The sequence below is a fragment of the Pseudoalteromonas sp. SR43-2 genome, from assembly GCF_014163885.1.
GTDB lineage: Bacteria > Pseudomonadota > Gammaproteobacteria > Enterobacterales > Alteromonadaceae > Pseudoalteromonas > Pseudoalteromonas distincta.
In genome coordinates this window covers 250,175-267,015 of the sequence record NZ_JACJED010000003.1, presented here as the reverse complement: position 1 = coordinate 267,015, position 16,841 = coordinate 250,175, and the positions used below count along the sequence as shown (strand labels likewise).

Below are 16,841 nucleotides of genomic sequence, written 5' to 3'. Positions count from 1 at the left end.
GCGCTCCTTAGCTGGGGTTGTTGTTTTTATTGTTATACCTATTTTTATTTTTACATCGCTTTTATAATTCAGTTAAATCATTTGGAAGTGTGCTTAATACTAAATCCCCTTCATTTAACCCAGCTAAAATTTCAATATATTGCTCACCCTGTAAGCCTATTGTTACTTCTTTAGCAAAAATTTCTCCCTCTTCGTATATATATACATTTTGTGTTAGTTGGCGAGGGTTTAAATAAATGGGTTTGGCGATACGTAATGCGTTTGCTTTGTCTGCTACTAATACGTTGGCAGCAATAGATAAGTTACTGATTGCAGATGTAGGTACTTGCTGTATAAATGCAGCTTCTAGTTTTATTTGATTCGCCTCAATACTTGGAAACACCCGCACAACTTTTGCGTTATATAAAGTACCTTTAATTTCAACCTTCACAGGCATGCCTATTTTTATAGTATCAGCTGCGCTTGCGGGGGCGAGTAATTCGGCATAAAGGCTATTTTTATCTGATAGTTTAGCCAGTACCGTTCCTTTACTCACGGCTTGCCCAACATCAATTTCATCAAGCAACTCTGTTAAAATACCACCTTGTGAGGTTTTTATTTCAAGATTTTGTACATCACTGTATGTGAGGGCGAGCTGTTGTTTTTCAGATTCAAGGGTTAGGTCTAATGCTTTTTCCTCATACTCACGCGCCGTTAAAAAAGCTTTTTCACTGCGTTTTGTTAAATCTAATTTTAAGCGAATTTGTTCAAGCCGCGTTTTAGCTTTTAAAAAATCAAGCTCACTTAGTAGCTGTTGTTTATGTAATACATCTAAAGTGGCAATTTCTTGCTCTGCAAATTTTAGTTCGCTTTGCGCCATAGCAACGTCGTTAGCCAGTTGCGTTGCTTCGCGCTGTAATTTAGCTAGTGCTGATACATGCATTGCTTGTGCTTTTTGCCAGTTTAATTTTGCTATATCGTATTGGCGTAATAACTGCGGGTTAGATAACGTAAGTACAACGGTATTGCTGGCTAAATGACTACCCGGCAGCACATTTAATTGGCTTACATGGCCATCAATTTGTGCCACTAAACTACTTGACACGCGGGGTTTTAACCGACCAAACACGGCAACTTGCTGCTGTACTGCACCTTTTTCTACCGCTGAATATTTGATTTCGTAAGCTTTATCACTAAATAATACCGTCAGCACAAGCCAAATTGTTGCCACTAATAACAATACACCCAAAGCAAACAGTAAAACAGTTCGCGATTTTATTAAGTTAGAATCTTGCTTTGGAATAGTTAACATTTATTGCCCTTTTAGCTACTAAGCACGCATGGCGCTAAAAAATTAAACACTATTGCGGGTTGAATCCTATTAATGGGATCTCAATTAAATACCACGGGATAGTTGCATGCTTTTTCAGAGTAAGTGCAGCACTTTTTCGTCTTTTATTGGCTTCGATTAATAATTTGGTAAAAGCTCCACCTTCTGAATACAGATAAGTGCCGTCTTTTGGGTCAGTTGGTGTATCAAAGTATAAATACAAATAGTGGGCGTTTGCAGGTACTTGTATATTTGTAAAAGCGAGAAACTCTTCACGGGTGATATTAACGTTGAGTTGCTCATTGTTTAAGACACTTTTTAAATCAGGGGCGACTTTAATTGCTTCTTCATAACTGAGCCAATGCGTGTTGCGAATATCAAAAAGGTAGCCGGTTTGGTAAGTTGCGTAACCGCCAGCATTTAAAAAAAACTGTTCGAAGGTGTCAAAGCGCTTGGTAGTACCGCGTTGCCATTGTTCTAATTTATTGGCTTGGTCAGTAAAGCTTTTCATTTCTTCAGTGATCTGTATATCGGCAAAGCTGCTTGTATGGGTAAAAAGCAACCCAGCAAAGGCAAGTTTTAGAAGGTGTTTTATCATTTTAATCTCCATTTAAAATATCAAAACTCTATTGCGGCTTAAACCCGATTAATGGGATCTCAATTAAATACCACGGGATAGTCGCGTGTTTTTGCATGGTCAGTGCAAAGCGTTTACGTCGCTCATAGTTTTTTATTAATAGTTTTTCAACTGCAGGGTCGACAGAATATTGTTCAGCAAACATATACGTCTTTTTTTTGGCGTCAACAGGTCTATCAAAATATAAATATACATAGAGGGTGTTTGTAGGTACTTGTATATTTGTAAAAGCGAGTAATTCTTCGGTGGTGATATTAATTGTATACTCTTGGTTAACTATTAGGTCTTTTAAATCAGGGGCAACTTTAATGGCTTCTTCATAGCTGAGCCAATGATTGTTTTTGATATCAAATAAGTATCCAGCTCCTGTGTAAGCACTGCCTCCGGCATTTAAAAAAAACTGTTCAAAGGTATCAAAGCGCTTAGTTGTACCACGTCGCCATTGCTCTATTTTATTGGCTTTATCTGTAAAGCGGATCATTTCTTCAGCGTCGTTAACCTCGGCAACACTGGTTGTATGGGAAAAAAGCAGTGCAGTAAAGGCAAGTTTTAGAAGGTGTTTTATCATTTTAATTTCCGTTTAAAAACAGTAACGACTGCATACACACCAATACTCACACTGCTTACGAATACACCAATAATTACTTTTTTGATGGTTTTAGTTATTATTTAATCTCCATATAAAATGTAAACCCTGAATTGGGTACTTTTTATATTATCGAACTGTTTTTATTTTGTAAACATAATGTTTTTTCAGGTTGTAGGAAATTATTTTTTGTTTTAACTAAACGCGTTCTATTTGATGAGGTTAAAATTTTTGCGGCTTAAGCCCGATTAATGGGATCTCAATTAATATTACTTTGTAAAGACACTCAATTGTTTTTCAAGCCAAAGCATAAATGCACTTACTCGTTTAGGTAAGTGGTGCCTATTCGGGTACAAAATATTGATTGGTAGGTCGGGCATCGCGTATTGAGGCAAAACTTGGACAAGTTCGCCAGATTCAAGGTATTTACTTATACCGTGAATAGGTGATTGAATAAGCCCGAAACCACTCAGTACTGCGCTTAAATATGCCTCTGAGGAGTTAACAGTAAGCTGGCTTTTCATCGTTATTGATTGCAATTGATTATTGCTATCTAAATATTCGAAACCCGGATCAGGGATACCAAGTGTTTGACTGTAGCGAACAATGTAATGACTTTTTAAATCGTTAAGAGTTTTAGGTAAACCATGATTTTTTACATAATAACGGCTTACGCAATTTAAAACTTTAAAGCTACCCAAACGTCGTGCAATTAACGATGAGTCGGTAAGTTCGCCCACTCTCACTACGCAATCAAACCCTTCTTTAATGACATCTACTCGTCTATCGGAGCTGCCAAGTTCTATTTCAAGATTTGGGTGCATTTTTAAAAACGAACTTAAGTTTGGAATTATGGTATCTCGACTAACAGCTTGTGGCATATCTACACGTATTCGGCCTGTTAAACCTTTATCTTCACTTACAAATAAATTTTTTAAATCGTCAGCGTCGCTAATAATTCCCAGTGCACGTTGATAAAATAGCTCACCGTCTGAAGTCATATTTACAGTGCGTGTAGTACGGTGTAATAAACGCGTATTTAATGTACTTTCAAGCATGGTTACTGCTTGCGATACACTTGACTTAGGAAGATTTAAGCTTGTTGCTGCTTTAGAAAAACTACTGAGTTGCGCTACTTTAATAAAAATACGTATTGCGTTTAGGTCTTTCATAACACTGTTTATTGTTCGTTTATTTTGAACAGTGTAACTCTTTTCAGCCTGTTTATCTTTGTTGCTTGAAAAAATATACTGGCTTGGAAGTTATTTAACTCCCCGCTTTTATTTTCAACAGGATATAACAATGAACAAACGAATTGCAGTGATCACCGGTGGTAATCGTGGGCTTGGTAAAAGCACGGTGCTTTGCCTTGCAAAGCAAAATATCGATTGCATTTTTACTTACCGTCGTCATGAAAAAGAAGCAAAAGAGGTTGTAAAGCAAGTACAGGAGCTAGGCTCTAAAGCGATTGCATTGCAATTAGATGTAAGTGATATGCTCGGCTTTGAGGATTTTGCACAACAACTACAAAATGTCCTGCAGACTCATTGGCAACAAAGTGAGTTTGATTACTTAATTAATAATGCAGGGGTGGGGCTTACTAGCAGTTTTGCAGACACAAGTGAATCAACTTTTGATACGTTAATAAATATTAACTTAAGGGGAGTATTTTTTGTTACCCAAACATTGTTGCCCTTTATAAAAAACGGTGGTCGTATTATTAATTTATCAAGTGGTTTAACGCGTTTTTCATTACCCGGTCATATTACTTATGCAATGACCAAAGGTGCAATAGAAGTAATGACAAGGTATTTAGCTCAAGAACTTGCACCTAAAAATATTACGGTAAATGTTGTAGCCCCTGGTGCAATTGAAACCGACTTTGGTAATGGTGTCGTTCGTGATAACGATGAAGTAAATGCGTTTATTACATCACAAACGGCAATGGGCAGGGTTGGTGTAACAGACGATATAGGGCCTATGATTGCTAACTTATTAGCGGACGAAAACCGTTGGATGACAGGTCAACGGCTTGAGGTATCGGGCGGTATGTATATATAATCATACTAACCGGCATGAATCTTTGAGCAATTTAGTGAATTAAATTGCACTATAACGTCGCTGAAATTTTTATTTAGAACAACTAGGTACAAAAATTTTTGTCTAGTTCTAGCGTAATTTTCTTAACGTTAAGTAGTCCCTATATATAAACAGATTGGTACCATTTATTAAAAATTATAACTTGAGACAATAAAAAAACCGCTCAGTGAGCGGTTTTTTGCATTTTTTACTAAAGGAAATTTAGTTAGAACGTGTAACGAGCACCAATTGAGTAACGAGGACCGTATTGATTAGCAAATAAGAACTGCTCTTCGTAACGTCCGTAACCTTCTTCAGTGGCATTATTTAAGTTTATGCCATCAAAAAATACCGTTACGTTTTCGTTTACATCGTAGTTAACGCTCATATCCCACTGGCCATACGCTTTAGCATATTGCGGAGGCGCATCAGCTGAACCTTGCGCTTGGCCTACACCAATTAGATACGAGTCGCGCCATGCGTAAGTAATTTTAACTGATAGGCCGTCTTTTTCGTAAAAGCCTTGGAAGTTAGCTGAGTCACTTAAGCCCGTAAGCGGTGCTTGTTGATCAAGGCTTTCGCTATCAAATTCAACGTCGCCATCTACAAACGTTGCGTTAACACCAACACCAAAACCGGTTTCACCAATTAAGTGCTGAACAGCTACTTCAAAACCATCTACCGATTTACTGTCGGTGTTTTGTGGTTGGCTAATATTCCATGTAATTAGCGGATCGTCGCTGTTTGGTTCAATAACGCCATTTGCATTGCCGTAACCGCTGGCAATCATTTGTGCAAAAATAGCGTCGGTTGTTGCTTGCTCACCACGTGATTCAATATCGCTTACGGCTTGTAAGTAACGAGGGCCGTTTAAAATATCGTGCAAGCCATCAATAGTAGTTTGCGTAATGGTGGTTTGAATAAAGTTATCAACGTCTTTTTTAAAGTAACCAACAGATGCGTAGCTGCCTTCTGCGTAGTAATACTCAAGTGATAAATCAAGGTTTGTTGATTCAAACGGCAATAAGTTTGTATTACCTTGGCTACCTGTGCGAGAACCTGGTTTTGGGCTGCCTGTTAAGCTGCGGCCACCGGCTAAATTACCTAGTGGTGCACGCGACATTGTTTTACCCCAAGATACGCGGGCTACTACGTCTTCAGTTAAATCAACACTTACGTCGATTGAAGGCAGTAAAACATCGTAATCACCTTGTTGCTCTAAGAAGTTATCATCGCCGCCAGCAGCGTATTGCATGATCCACTCAGAAGCGCTGATCCAATTAACTTGATCTTCAACGCGTTGACGTACAGTACTGGTTACGTCTGTTTGCTCATAGCGTAGGCCTGCATTTACTTTTACGTAGTAGTTACTTACGTCAAATTCCCAGCTTGATTGAACGTAAAAGCTATTAGTGATTTCTTCTACGTAGCTTTCGCTGTCAATACCATCCATATATGCATTTGCGGCGTATGCATCGCCACCGGTTACATCAGCTGTTAAGTAAGCAATTTGGCGCGCAACAGCTTCGTCAAAATCGTAGGTATAGTAGTAACCAGGTTGTAAGTCGCTGCCGCCGCCTTCAAATTGATCTAAAAGGCCCGATGTATCGTGGCGAGTGAACATGCTATCTGGGAATATTTCTGTATACGATGGGTTAAAGCCTGGACCACCTACTAAACCACTCCATGCGGTGTAACCACCGGTGTTTTGTTCTGTACGTGATGCGCCAAATTTTACTTTAACTAAACCAATGTCATAACTTTCGTTATACCATGTTGTATGTAGCTGTAATTGTTCAATGTTTGACTCACCCGGTGAGTGAGTAAACTGACTAAAGTTTGAATCAATTTCGCCAGGCGTTAATTCACTTGTGCCATTTAACCAATTAACTTGTGCACTGGGTACTTCGCCCGTGCGGTAATCATAAATTTTATTAGCTAGCTGATCAGAACCTAAAATTACTTGGCCGGCACTTCCCAGCCCATTGTCGGCGCCGTTATCAGTTTCGTTTTTAGAGTCGTGGTAATCAAGCTCTACGTGCCACGTGTCACTAATTTCCCAATCTAGGTTTAAACCAAGTGAGCGTGCTTTTACTTCTGTAGTGCCTTTATTAGCAGTGAATGACGCATCGTTACCGCTAATATCAGCATAAACAGCTGTACCATTTTCATCTAGTTCGTAGCCATTTATATTGCTACCAAAGTCGTTCCAAATACCCCAACCAATACTCTGTGAACCTGTAACTGCTTTACTTGCTGTGTAATCAAGTGTTGCTACAAAGCCATCTACCGGTGCGTATTGAAAGGTAACTTGTCCGTTTGTACGTTCACGTTCTACATCTTCAATAGAGTAGTTCATGTCTTTAGGGAAATAGTAGTTACCTGCAGGGTCTGTGCGGTTATCAACGACGTTGCTGCTATCTAATTCAGGTAAGTCTACGTTTGCCTGCCAGCCTTGAATATTTGCACTTTGTTTTTGAAAGTCACGCTCTTGGTGCGAAAACGAAAAACCAAAGCCAAAAGTGTCATCTACAAAAGTATTGCTGTAAACAGTAGAAAACTCTGGTGTTACGTCATTGCCAGCTTCGTTTGACGAATCGTGGTTTGCTTTAACGGTAGCTGAAAAGTTTTGACCCGGCTTTTGAAAAGGGCGTGCAGTAGAAATATTTACAGTTGCACCTAAGCCACCGCTTGGCACGTCTGCACGTGCTGTTTTAAACACTTCAAGGGCACTTACTCCCTCAGAGGCGATGTTTTCAAGGTTATACGAGCGTGTATAACCTGTGCCCGGCATTTGGCGGCCATTTAAGGTTATTAAGTTAAACTCAGGGCCAAAACCACGTACTGTAATTTGGCTACCTTCACCGTTTGCACGGCTCACCGATACGCCGGTAATACGTTGTAATGATTCTGCTAAGTTGGTATCTGGGAATTTACCCATTTCTTCAGATGAAATAGCATCTACAATACCAGAAGAGTCGCGTTTCATATCCATAGAACGAATAAGTGAACCGCGAATACCTTTTACTTCAATAACTTCTACATCAGATGAAACGCTTGTTTCTGCTTCTGCCGCAATAGCTGTGTTTAATGTGCTCGCAGCAATGATGAGAGACACAGAAGCCGCAAGTTGGCTCTTTTTAAAATTGAATGTGTTCATAATAGCTCTGCTTTATAAAATGTTGTTGTGTAGCAATAGGCGCTAAGCGCCTATTGCTGTGTGTTTTATGGATTTGCAATAATCACGTTGTCTATACGGTAAAGCGCGCCATCGCCCATGTCCCAGCTAGGAAAAACCATAATTACGTTTAATGCGCTAATGTCTAAGCCTGCATCAAACAATTGCTGAAGAGGGAAGGTGTATGTTTGCCATTCGCCCGTTACAGGTACTTGGCCTTCAACACTGCTAGATAAAGCAAGCTCTACGGCACTCGATGTACCAATTGATTCAATTTTAAATAGCCATTGTGCGTCAATATCTGAAGGCGCTGATACAACTTTCATATCAAATTGAACTACACCATTTTCAAGTATTGCAGAGGCATCAAACGATACGTCTTCATCAGCAATAAAGCCCATTACTGTAGCAGTAGAACCAATGCTAAATTGCGCTACTGCGCCATGCGCGTCATCATCGGTTTCTGTTGTTGGTGTAGAGCCACCACAACAATCCCAAATACTCCACTGCTCGGCCGCTGCATCTTTAAATACAGTAAGCTCACCCGTTGCAGCTGGCGCTGCATTTGGATTATAAATCTTAACGTTATCTACACGGTAAACAGAGCCTTCACCTGCCCCCCACGCTGGGAAAATCATTAATACATCTATAGTACTTACATCTAAGCCAGCAGCTGCAAGATCAGAAAGTTTAAATGTATATGTTTGCCACTCGCCAGTAACTGGTGCTACGCCTTCAACACTTGCCGTTAATTCAAGCTCTACTGCAGAATCGCCGCCATTCGACTCAACTTTAAATAACCACGGTGTAGCTGGATCGCTAGGAGTAGAGGTTACTTTTAAATCAAATTGAATAACGCCTTCATCTAAAATGCTACTAGCGTCAAACGATTCGCCTGCGCCACCTGACGATGTGCGGCTATTAAAGCCCATCACAGTAGGCTCTGCACCAATGCTAAACTCTGCAGTTAGACCATGTTCTTCATCATCCATAGCTTCAACAGGGGTTGAGCCACCACAACAATCCCACATTGGCCATGCTAGATTTTGCTCATCAGTAAAAATAGTAAGTTCAGGTGATACGCCTAAGTTATCTTGAGTAATCTCAACATCGTCAATTAAATAAACAGCGCCTTCACCTGCGCCCCATGTTGGAAACACCATGATCACATCAATTGCACTGATATCTAAATCTGCAGCATCTAAATCTTTTAGTAAAAATGTATAAGTTTGCCATTGGCCAACAACGGGGCTTACGCCTTCAACACTGTCTGTAATCGGCATTTCTACTGCGCTAGAACCTTCATTACTTTCAAGTTTTACAAGCCAAGCTGCATCAGCTGTGCCTGGTGCATTTGTTACTTTCATTTTAAAGCGAACGTAACCTTCATCCAGCATTGGAGATGCATCAAACGGGCTGGCTTTTCCTGCTTCGTCAGTAATAAAAATTTCACGGCTAATAAAGCCCATTACAGTGGGTTCTGCACCTACTACAAATTCAACTACATCACCTTGGGTTTCATCTGCAACAATAGCGGGAGTAGAACCACCACAACAATCCCATGCAGGCCAATTTGGATTAAATGATTCACCAAAAATAGTTAGTGGTGTTGCAATGCCTGTCGAAGGTGGGCTAGGAATTGGTGCATCGCCTTCAAGCAAAGCATCGTCTAAGCTATTGTAACCTGGGCGAATAGTTTCACAGCCTTTACCTGTTTCAGGGTTTGATGCACATTGATAAACACGTACGTAATCAATAGCAAAGGTTTGGCCGTTTTCAAATGCGCTAGCGTCTACACCTAAATCATTTACGTTTTCAGGCCAGTCACCGCCTACTGCTAAGTTTAATAGTAGGTGAAAGTCTTTATCAAATGGTGCGCTATCCCAATGCGTTGTAAGTTCGCCAGAACCTTGTTCAAAGTATTCTGCAAACCAACCACGATGTTTTAGGCCTACAGCCTCACCACTTGCATTAGTACGAACTTCTGATTGACGCTGAGTTGCATAAAGGTAACCGTCTACGTACCAGCGAATTTCGCCTTCTTGCCATTCAACAGCATACGTGTGGAAATCATCTGCCGGGTTAGTATCTTCAGGGAATTTGTATTCTTGCCCTGTGTAGCTGTTATCTGGCCACGCACGTCCGTAATGAAGTGTGCCGTGGATACTAGACTCTATACCGCCATCTTCATCTGGTGTTTTAAGGTTTACTGATTCTAAAACATCTATTTCGCCAGAACGAGGCCAAGTGCCGTAAACTTCATCAGTTGGCAGCATCCAAAATGCTGGCCAGCTACCTTGTCCTGATGGAAGTTTGGCGCGCACTTCAAAGCGACCATATGTAAAGTCGGCGTTGTAACGCGTATTTAAGCGCGCTGAAGTGTAAGGTTTTTCTGCACCTTCTTCAGCGGGTAGGGCAACAATGTTTAACACACCGTCTGCAATAAATGCATTTTGCTCACTGTCGGTGTAACACTGTTTCTCGTTGTTACCACCGCCATCGCAGTTTAATTCATAGTTCCATTTGTTTGTATCAATGGCTGAGCCTTCAAACTCGTCGCTCCAAACCATTTGCCAATCTGATACTGGCTCAGAGGCATCTACATTTTCAAAATTTGATTTAGTGGCAGAGTCACCACCACAGCCAGCTAACGTAACTAAAGAGATAGCGGCAAGTAAACGTGTAATGTGCGTTGTTTCAATGTTCATAACTGAACCCCGGTTTCAACAGATTATTGTCAGATTAATTGTTTTTTGAGCTTTGTTTTTCATGCTGTAAGCGCTTACATTTTAGATTGTGTTTTGTAAGCGCTTACAAATAATATTGTGGAGTACGCAAATGGTCAACATATTTGTTTATTTTATTTACAATTAGTTTACGGTAAGAGGCGTTTTAGTGTTACTTAATTGATAATAGGCTCTTTAATAAGAGCCTATTAAATATAGGGCTAATTCGAGAATATACGCAGTTTACTTATTTTTAAATGGCATGATCAATAAACCCCAAAGCGAGGCGTTTTGCTTTTGGCTTGGGTATTCTTTTAAGCCAATATTTATATCTGCGTCGGTTTTTTTAGCTTTATCTTTATAGCTACCAAATAATTTATCCCACCAAATTACACTAAAACCATAGTTTGAGTTAGTTTCACTAACCACTTGGCTATGGTGAATTCGATGCAATATTTGCGTCATTAATATTAAACGCAGTGGTTTTTCAATGGCATTAGGTAGGCGTATATTTGCATGATTAAATAATGCTAAACCATTAAGTGCTATTTCAAATATAAGTACCGCAATGGCAGGTACGCCAAGAGCAGTTACTGCAATGAGTTTTATAAGTATGCTCAGTACAATTTCGATAGGGTGAAAGCGCAAGCCCGTACTTGTATCTACGTGTGCATCGGCGTGGTGAACGCGGTGCAAACGCCATAATATAGGCACTTGATGAAATAATCTATGCTGCCAATAAATTAATATATCGAGTAAAAGTATGCTCAATATAATAATTAAACTGCTTGGTAGGGCTATTTGATTAAATAAGCCAATGCCGTGCTCTTGATTGTAAAGTGCAACAGCGGTTAACCCAATAGGGACCACTAAGCGCGCAATAACTGATGATGCAAACACTAATCCAAAATTAGCAAACCAACGTGTACTGCTTTTAATAGGTGCTTGGCGAGCAGGCTTTTGCCATTCAAGCAGCATCATTATAATTAAAATGCTAAAAAAGCAGCCGAGTCGCCACCATACTTCATTAGTCATTTATTACCTCAGAATTTGCACTGTTAGGCACGTTTTCAGCTGCTTTGTTAGCATCGGCTTCTTGTTGCTTAAGCGTGTGATAACCGCCATGTATACGGGTAAAAATAGTTATGCCACATGCAATAGCAAAAATGCTCGCCATAACTGCAAAGTGCTGCGGCCAAATACAAAATGCAATAAATAGCGCTATTGTTTCAGTGCCTTCGGTTAAACCGTTTAAGTAGTAAAAGCTTTTGTATTTAAATTGCGGTTTTTCGAGTTTAAATTTTTCTGCGGCAATCGCAAAAGCTAAAAAGCTTGAGCCCGTACCAATAAAAGTGGCAAGTAATAACGATCCCGCTATCGCGTTTTGCTCAGGGTTTGCCAAAATAAAGCCAAGCGGAATAGCCGCGTAAAATAAAAAGTCGAGTGTGATATCTAAAAAGCCACCCGCGCTTGAACTTTGGTTTGCATAGCGTGCTAATGCGCCATCAAGTCCATCTAAAATTCGATTTAAAGCAATGGCCACTAATGCGCCGTACCACATTCCAAACGCCAGTAATGGCACAGCTAATAAACCAACTAAAAAGCCTACAACAGTGAGCTGATCGGCGGTTATGCCGCGTTTATGCATAAGCGTAACCACAGGTGTTAAAAGTGGCTTAATTACAGGGGTGATAAATTTGTCTAGCATGTTTATTGCCTTATGCGTATTAAAGCCACGGATTAAAGTGCGCTATTTAAAGTAATGAGTTTGCCACTTGCAGCGTCGGCATCGCTATGGTCATGAGTTACCATAATTGCAGGTAGCTTATGATCGCGTATTTGGCTAAACACGAGTTCGCGTGTATCAACACGCAGTTGGGTGTCGAGTTTGCTAAAGGGTTCGTCAAGTAAAATGGCTTTAGGTTCGCTCAGCAGCATACGTAATAATGCAACACGGGCTTGTTGCCCGCCCGATAAGTTATCGGGGTGACGATTGCCCATATCTTTAAGACCTACTTGCTCAAGTGCGTGTTCTATTTTTTCAAGGCGTTGTTTTTTATTACCTTTTGGCATTGCAAAGGCAATGTTACCAGCAACAGTTAAATGCGAAAACAATAAAGCGTCTTGATAGAGCACTCCAATATGGCGCAAGTGTGGAGGGGTGTTATCGATATTTTGACCATTAAGCCACACCTCTCCATTGGCCTTAAAGCTACTTGGTAAAGTACCCGTAATCCAATTTAATAAGCTTGATTTACCACTGCCTGATGGCCCCATAATGGTAAGTATGTCACCGCCATTAACTTGCTCGTTTAAGCTAAGTAGCAGCTCATTTTGGCGATAAAGCTGACAATTTTTAATTTGTAACGATGACTGCATTAAAAAACCTTAACCCTGATGGTGTTAAACATGGGTGCTTTAAATATGTGCACTTTTAAGCACGTGCACTTTTGAAAAAATATTTAGGTAAAACCCATGCCAGTATAAATCCAATAAGTGGCAACGCCATTTGCATAATAGCGTACACGGCACTGGTGCGTCTGCTTGCGCCATTGGCAAGCGTAACGGCTTCGGTTGTTATTGTGGCTATGCGCCCGCCGCCAGCTAAAAGCGTGGGGAGGTATTGTCCAAAACTAATTGCTAAGCCCAGTGCGGCTGCAATTAAAATAGGGGCAAACAACTGAGGTAGTTTTACTTTAAAAAACACCTTGCATGGCGCTGCGCCTAGGCTTGCTGCAACATGAGCAAAACGAGGATCTAAGCGCCTATAACTGCTCGCAAGTGACAAAAACACATAAGGCAACACAAACAGTAAATGCGTAAGTACCACATTAAAAAATGCGGCTTGGTTATTTACCAATTGTTGTATCCATACTAGCCCAAACAAAAAGGCAATACTGGGTACTAATAACGGTAAGTAAATAATTAAACTGGTAAAACGAGAAATCGGTTTGTCACTCAACTGCTCTGATTCTAAACACAACAAGGTAAGAATAATGGCAAATAATGTGGTTACTAAACCGATTGCTAGGGTATTAAAAAGCGGGCTGCTCATTTGCATTAGCGCACTTTTAAAATGCAGTAGTGTAAATTGCTCAGGCATTGCATCTGGAAAGCGCCAAAAGCCTGCAACCGACCACATAACTAAACCAATAAGCGACAACAGTATAAAGCCAATTACTAATGCGGTGAGTACTACCGTTATTTTTTGCCAATAAAATCCGCCGTATTCGCGCACTCCATTAGTGAGTGAGTCGCTAAATAGCACTTTTACGGCCTTTTCTGCGCCAAGCCAAAGGGCTAACAAACCGCCTGTAACAGCCAGTTGTAATAAAGCACCTGCTGAGGCTTTAATACGCAGGTTTAAATCAACATCGTTAAACCAATGCATTATTGCAACGGCCAACGTGGGTGGTGTATTTGGGCCTAAAATGAGTGGCATTTCTACACTGGCACTTGCATAGGCAAGCACTGCTAAAAGGGGCAAACGCAGCAGCGGATAAAGACTTGGCAGTATTACTTTAAAAAAGGCGGTCATTGGGCAATAACCCAAGTTAAGCGCAACCTTATGTTGTTGGCGTAATTTTTTGCCAAGCTCAGGTTGTGCAAGTACGCCCAGTGCCATTAGTAATAAAAAGGGAAGCTCTTTGAGTGTTAAGCCTAAAATAATACTAATACCGAATGAATCGTGCGGAAACATGCCGTTTGGCGCAAGTTCCCAGCCGCTTAACCAAGGCGACGCTAAGCGTGAAATCATACCTGAAGGGGCAATTAAAAACCCTACTGCAATAGCCGCGGCGGCATGAGGTATCACTAATATAGGGCTCAATAAACGCTGAATTCGGTTAAGCCACGGGCTATTAAAAAACGCAGCTAAAATCATTAAAGTAATGATAAATGCAAGCAGAGTACTTATTAAGCCCGTTGCAACGCTTAAGGTAACCATTTGAGTAAGGCCAGGTGTTTGCCAAAGGGCATTAAAACCTTGCAAGCTAAATGTAGTTTGCTCAAGTACGGGCGCATAACCAAAGGCAGGCAGCAATACGCTAATTAAGCCACCAAGTACGGGTAGTATAAGTAAAGCGAGTAAAAATCGCGGGCTAAATTTTACAATGCGCGTAAACATATCGGTGCTGCACTGCGTTGTTGCTTTGGTATTAATCGGTACACTTTTTGAAATAACACTCATTGGCTTACTCCATAACGAGTTTGCCAACCTTGCATAATGGCGTTTACCCAGCTTGGATGAGGTTCGCTCAATGTGCGTTTAATACTGTTTAAAGGCAGTGCACTTGGATGCGGTTTAGCTGTTTTAAATAAAGCTTGCTGATCAGGCGTTAACGTTGATTGAATAAGTACGCTTTTATCGCCCCATATATGCGCTTTTTGTTTTTGAGCTTGCGCCTCAGGGCTGAGTAAAAAATTAGCCACTAATTGCGCACTTTGCTGGTGGCTTGCATTGTAAGGGATTGCCACAAAATGGGTATTACTTAAACTGCCATCACTCATTGCGTAACTGCGAATGCTGTTTGGTAAATCATAGCGTTTTACAGCTGCGGGTACTTCAGGTGCAGAAAAAGTAAAGGCTAAACTCAACTCTGTATCGTCTACTAAGCGGCGCATTTGAGCACCACTTTGCATAAAATGAGTGCCACCACGCCAAAGAGTTGGGTGTAATTTATCTAAAAAGTCCCACAGTGGGTTTAACACTTGCGCTGTATTTTTAGTTGTAGCTGGTTGGTTTAGCTGCGCTTTAATATTTTCGCTGCTTTGCTGATGCAGTACAACTAAGGCGTATTTTAAAAAGCTCATACCTAAAAAGTCAGGCGGCTTTGGGTAACTAAAGCGACCAGGGTTTTGCGCGCTCCAGTTTAATAATTCGTTTAATGTAGTAGGCAATTTATTGTTTGCCTTACCATTTATTGCAATGCTGTCGTAATAAAATGTAAGTGACGCTTGCCCCCATGGAGCCTCCATCCCATTGGTAGGTAAACCAAAGTCAAAGGTTACAGCAGGGTTGTTAGCCGGATCGGTTAATGCAAAGTAGGGGAGTTTATTTGCCCATTGCTTTAAAAGCAGAGAGTGCTCACTCATGGTGGCAAAGTTAGCCCCGTTGATCCACATTAAATCTACGCTGCCTTGGTTGTTATTGTTTGCTGATTTTTCGGCAAGTACACGACTTACTGCTTCGCTGGTATCACTTAATTTTACATGCACTAGGTTAATGTTGTACTTAGTTTTAACTTGCTGCGCTGCCCATTGAATATAGGCATTTATTTGCGCGTCGCCGCCCCATGCATAAAAGTAAACATCTTGATTACTACCAAGTGTTTGAACTTGTTGCCAGCGAGCTCCCTGTTGTGTGTTTATTACTAAATTACTTTCACTCTTTGAGTTGATAACGGGATTAGCAAACGCAGTGCTCGAAAAAGCAGCTAAATTTGCGATTACACAAACGCAAAACGCGACACAGCAAAAGCTGTATCGCGCCAGTGTTTGCCAAAACTTAATGGCGAACATTTAAATCCCAGTTGTAGTCTAAAAATTTAACTTTCATGTCATCATTTTTAAGTGCTTTTTGCTGAGCGGGTATCAGTTTAAGTGCATCGCTATATTGCAGGAAAAACTGCTGTAGCGTGTTTGCACCTCTAAAACCGTTTTCAAAGTCATCGCCGTACCATTTAAATATTGAAGACACGCTTAGCGTATTTTCTTGAGCCATATTACGTGTCATATCTGATAAAAAGCGCACCGTTTGCTCTTGCAGTTGGCTCTCTAAATCAGTGGCTGTATAGGCTTCTTCTCGAAGCGCTGGGCAACCAATACTCGCGCAATTTACTGCAAAGTGAATACGTGGGTCGTTGTATCTACCGCTGCCACGTATTAAACCATGCTCTATATCATCAAGGCTGCGAGTTTTGCCAAGTAATGGCACAAACTCTTTACTCCATGGTGAGCTAAAAAAGCTCCCTAAGTCTTTAATTGACTTAATATCAGGGTACTTAGTCAATATAAGTTCAACAGTCCACGCATTATAAGCATTGATTAAAAAAGCGAGTTGCTTAGGCTTTTCCCAAGCGTCAAATTCGCTTTGCGTTACAGCCGTTAACGAATCTAAATACGTTTTTAGCTGTGCATGCTCACGTTTTACAGCAGCGTAATCAACCTCAGTACTGTGATTATGATTAATAGCGACAACATGCTTATTTAACAATGCATTCCAGCTGTCGTGCATGTTTTGGGCTTGGGCCGAAAATGACGTTGCAAACGATGTTACAACTAAAGCCGAACTAAGTAGCAATGCTTTTAGAGGTGTTTTAAACATA

General features: G+C 40.6%; 13 protein-coding genes. 1 reads left to right on the top strand and 12 read right to left on the bottom strand.

Going from position 1 to position 16,841, the window contains the following annotated elements; all coding sequences use genetic code 11:
• Window positions 1–61: 61 nt before the first annotated feature.
• The 4 genes from H5120_RS04145 to H5120_RS04130 form a co-directional block, all read right to left on the bottom strand.
• Window positions 62–1,291 (bottom strand): efflux RND transporter periplasmic adaptor subunit, encoded by a 1,230-nt coding sequence (locus H5120_RS04145; RefSeq protein ID WP_024591919.1) that lies wholly within the window; start codon window positions 1,289–1,291, stop codon window positions 62–64.
• A gap of 49 nt (window positions 1,292–1,340) precedes the next feature.
• Window positions 1,341–1,907, bottom strand: coding sequence for a hypothetical protein (locus H5120_RS04140; RefSeq protein ID WP_182673688.1), 567 nt, complete (start codon window positions 1,905–1,907; stop codon window positions 1,341–1,343).
• Between the two features lie 28 nt (window positions 1,908–1,935).
• Window positions 1,936–2,514, bottom strand: a complete 579-nt coding sequence (locus tag H5120_RS04135; RefSeq protein ID WP_182673687.1) for a hypothetical protein — start codon at window positions 2,512–2,514, stop codon at window positions 1,936–1,938.
• Window positions 2,515–2,801: 287 nt separating this feature from the next.
• Window positions 2,802–3,704, bottom strand: a complete 903-nt coding sequence (locus H5120_RS04130) for a LysR family transcriptional regulator (protein WP_182673686.1) — start codon at window positions 3,702–3,704, stop codon at window positions 2,802–2,804.
• Between the two features lie 130 nt (window positions 3,705–3,834).
• Here H5120_RS04130 and H5120_RS04125 point away from each other — a divergent pair, with 130 nt between their 5' ends.
• A complete protein-coding gene (locus H5120_RS04125; RefSeq protein ID WP_182673685.1) occupies window positions 3,835–4,593 on the top strand; it encodes an SDR family NAD(P)-dependent oxidoreductase in 759 nt (252 codons plus the stop codon).
• Between the two features lie 244 nt (window positions 4,594–4,837).
• Here the strand turns inward: H5120_RS04125 and H5120_RS04120 are convergent, their stop codons facing one another.
• The 8 genes from H5120_RS04120 to H5120_RS04085 form a co-directional block, all read right to left on the bottom strand.
• Complete coding sequence (locus H5120_RS04120; protein ID WP_182673684.1) at window positions 4,838–7,771, bottom strand: TonB-dependent receptor; 2,934 nt, start codon at window positions 7,769–7,771, stop codon at window positions 4,838–4,840.
• Between the two features lie 65 nt (window positions 7,772–7,836).
• On the bottom strand, window positions 7,837–10,497 hold the full coding sequence (locus H5120_RS04115) for a glycoside hydrolase family 16 protein (protein WP_182673683.1): 2,661 nt from the start codon (window positions 10,495–10,497) through the stop codon (window positions 7,837–7,839).
• Between the two features lie 261 nt (window positions 10,498–10,758).
• Entirely contained in the window at window positions 10,759–11,550 is a 792-nt protein-coding gene (locus H5120_RS04110) for a sterol desaturase family protein (RefSeq protein ID WP_182673682.1), read from the bottom strand.
• The gene (locus tag H5120_RS04105) at window positions 11,543–12,223 is read right to left on the bottom strand and encodes a CDP-alcohol phosphatidyltransferase family protein (protein WP_182672875.1); all 681 of its coding nucleotides are present in this window, start codon (window positions 12,221–12,223) and stop codon (window positions 11,543–11,545) included. The genes H5120_RS04110 and H5120_RS04105 overlap by 8 nt, the downstream gene beginning before the upstream one ends.
• 32 nt (window positions 12,224–12,255) lie before the next feature.
• Window positions 12,256–12,894 carry an ATP-binding cassette domain-containing protein gene (locus tag H5120_RS04100; RefSeq protein WP_182673681.1) on the bottom strand — a complete coding sequence of 213 codons (639 nt, stop codon included), beginning with the start codon at window positions 12,892–12,894 and terminating at the stop codon, window positions 12,256–12,258.
• Window positions 12,895–12,949: 55 nt separating this feature from the next.
• Window positions 12,950–14,704, bottom strand: coding sequence for an ABC transporter permease (locus H5120_RS04095; RefSeq protein WP_182673680.1), 1,755 nt, complete (start codon window positions 14,702–14,704; stop codon window positions 12,950–12,952).
• The gene (locus H5120_RS04090; protein WP_182673679.1) at window positions 14,701–16,035 is read right to left on the bottom strand and encodes an ABC transporter substrate-binding protein; all 1,335 of its coding nucleotides are present in this window, start codon (window positions 16,033–16,035) and stop codon (window positions 14,701–14,703) included. The genes H5120_RS04095 and H5120_RS04090 overlap by 4 nt, the downstream gene beginning before the upstream one ends.
• Window positions 16,022–16,840 (bottom strand): DUF547 domain-containing protein, encoded by an 819-nt coding sequence (locus H5120_RS04085; protein WP_182673678.1) that lies wholly within the window; start codon window positions 16,838–16,840, stop codon window positions 16,022–16,024. The genes H5120_RS04090 and H5120_RS04085 overlap by 14 nt, the downstream gene beginning before the upstream one ends.
• Window position 16,841 lies beyond the last annotated feature (1 nt).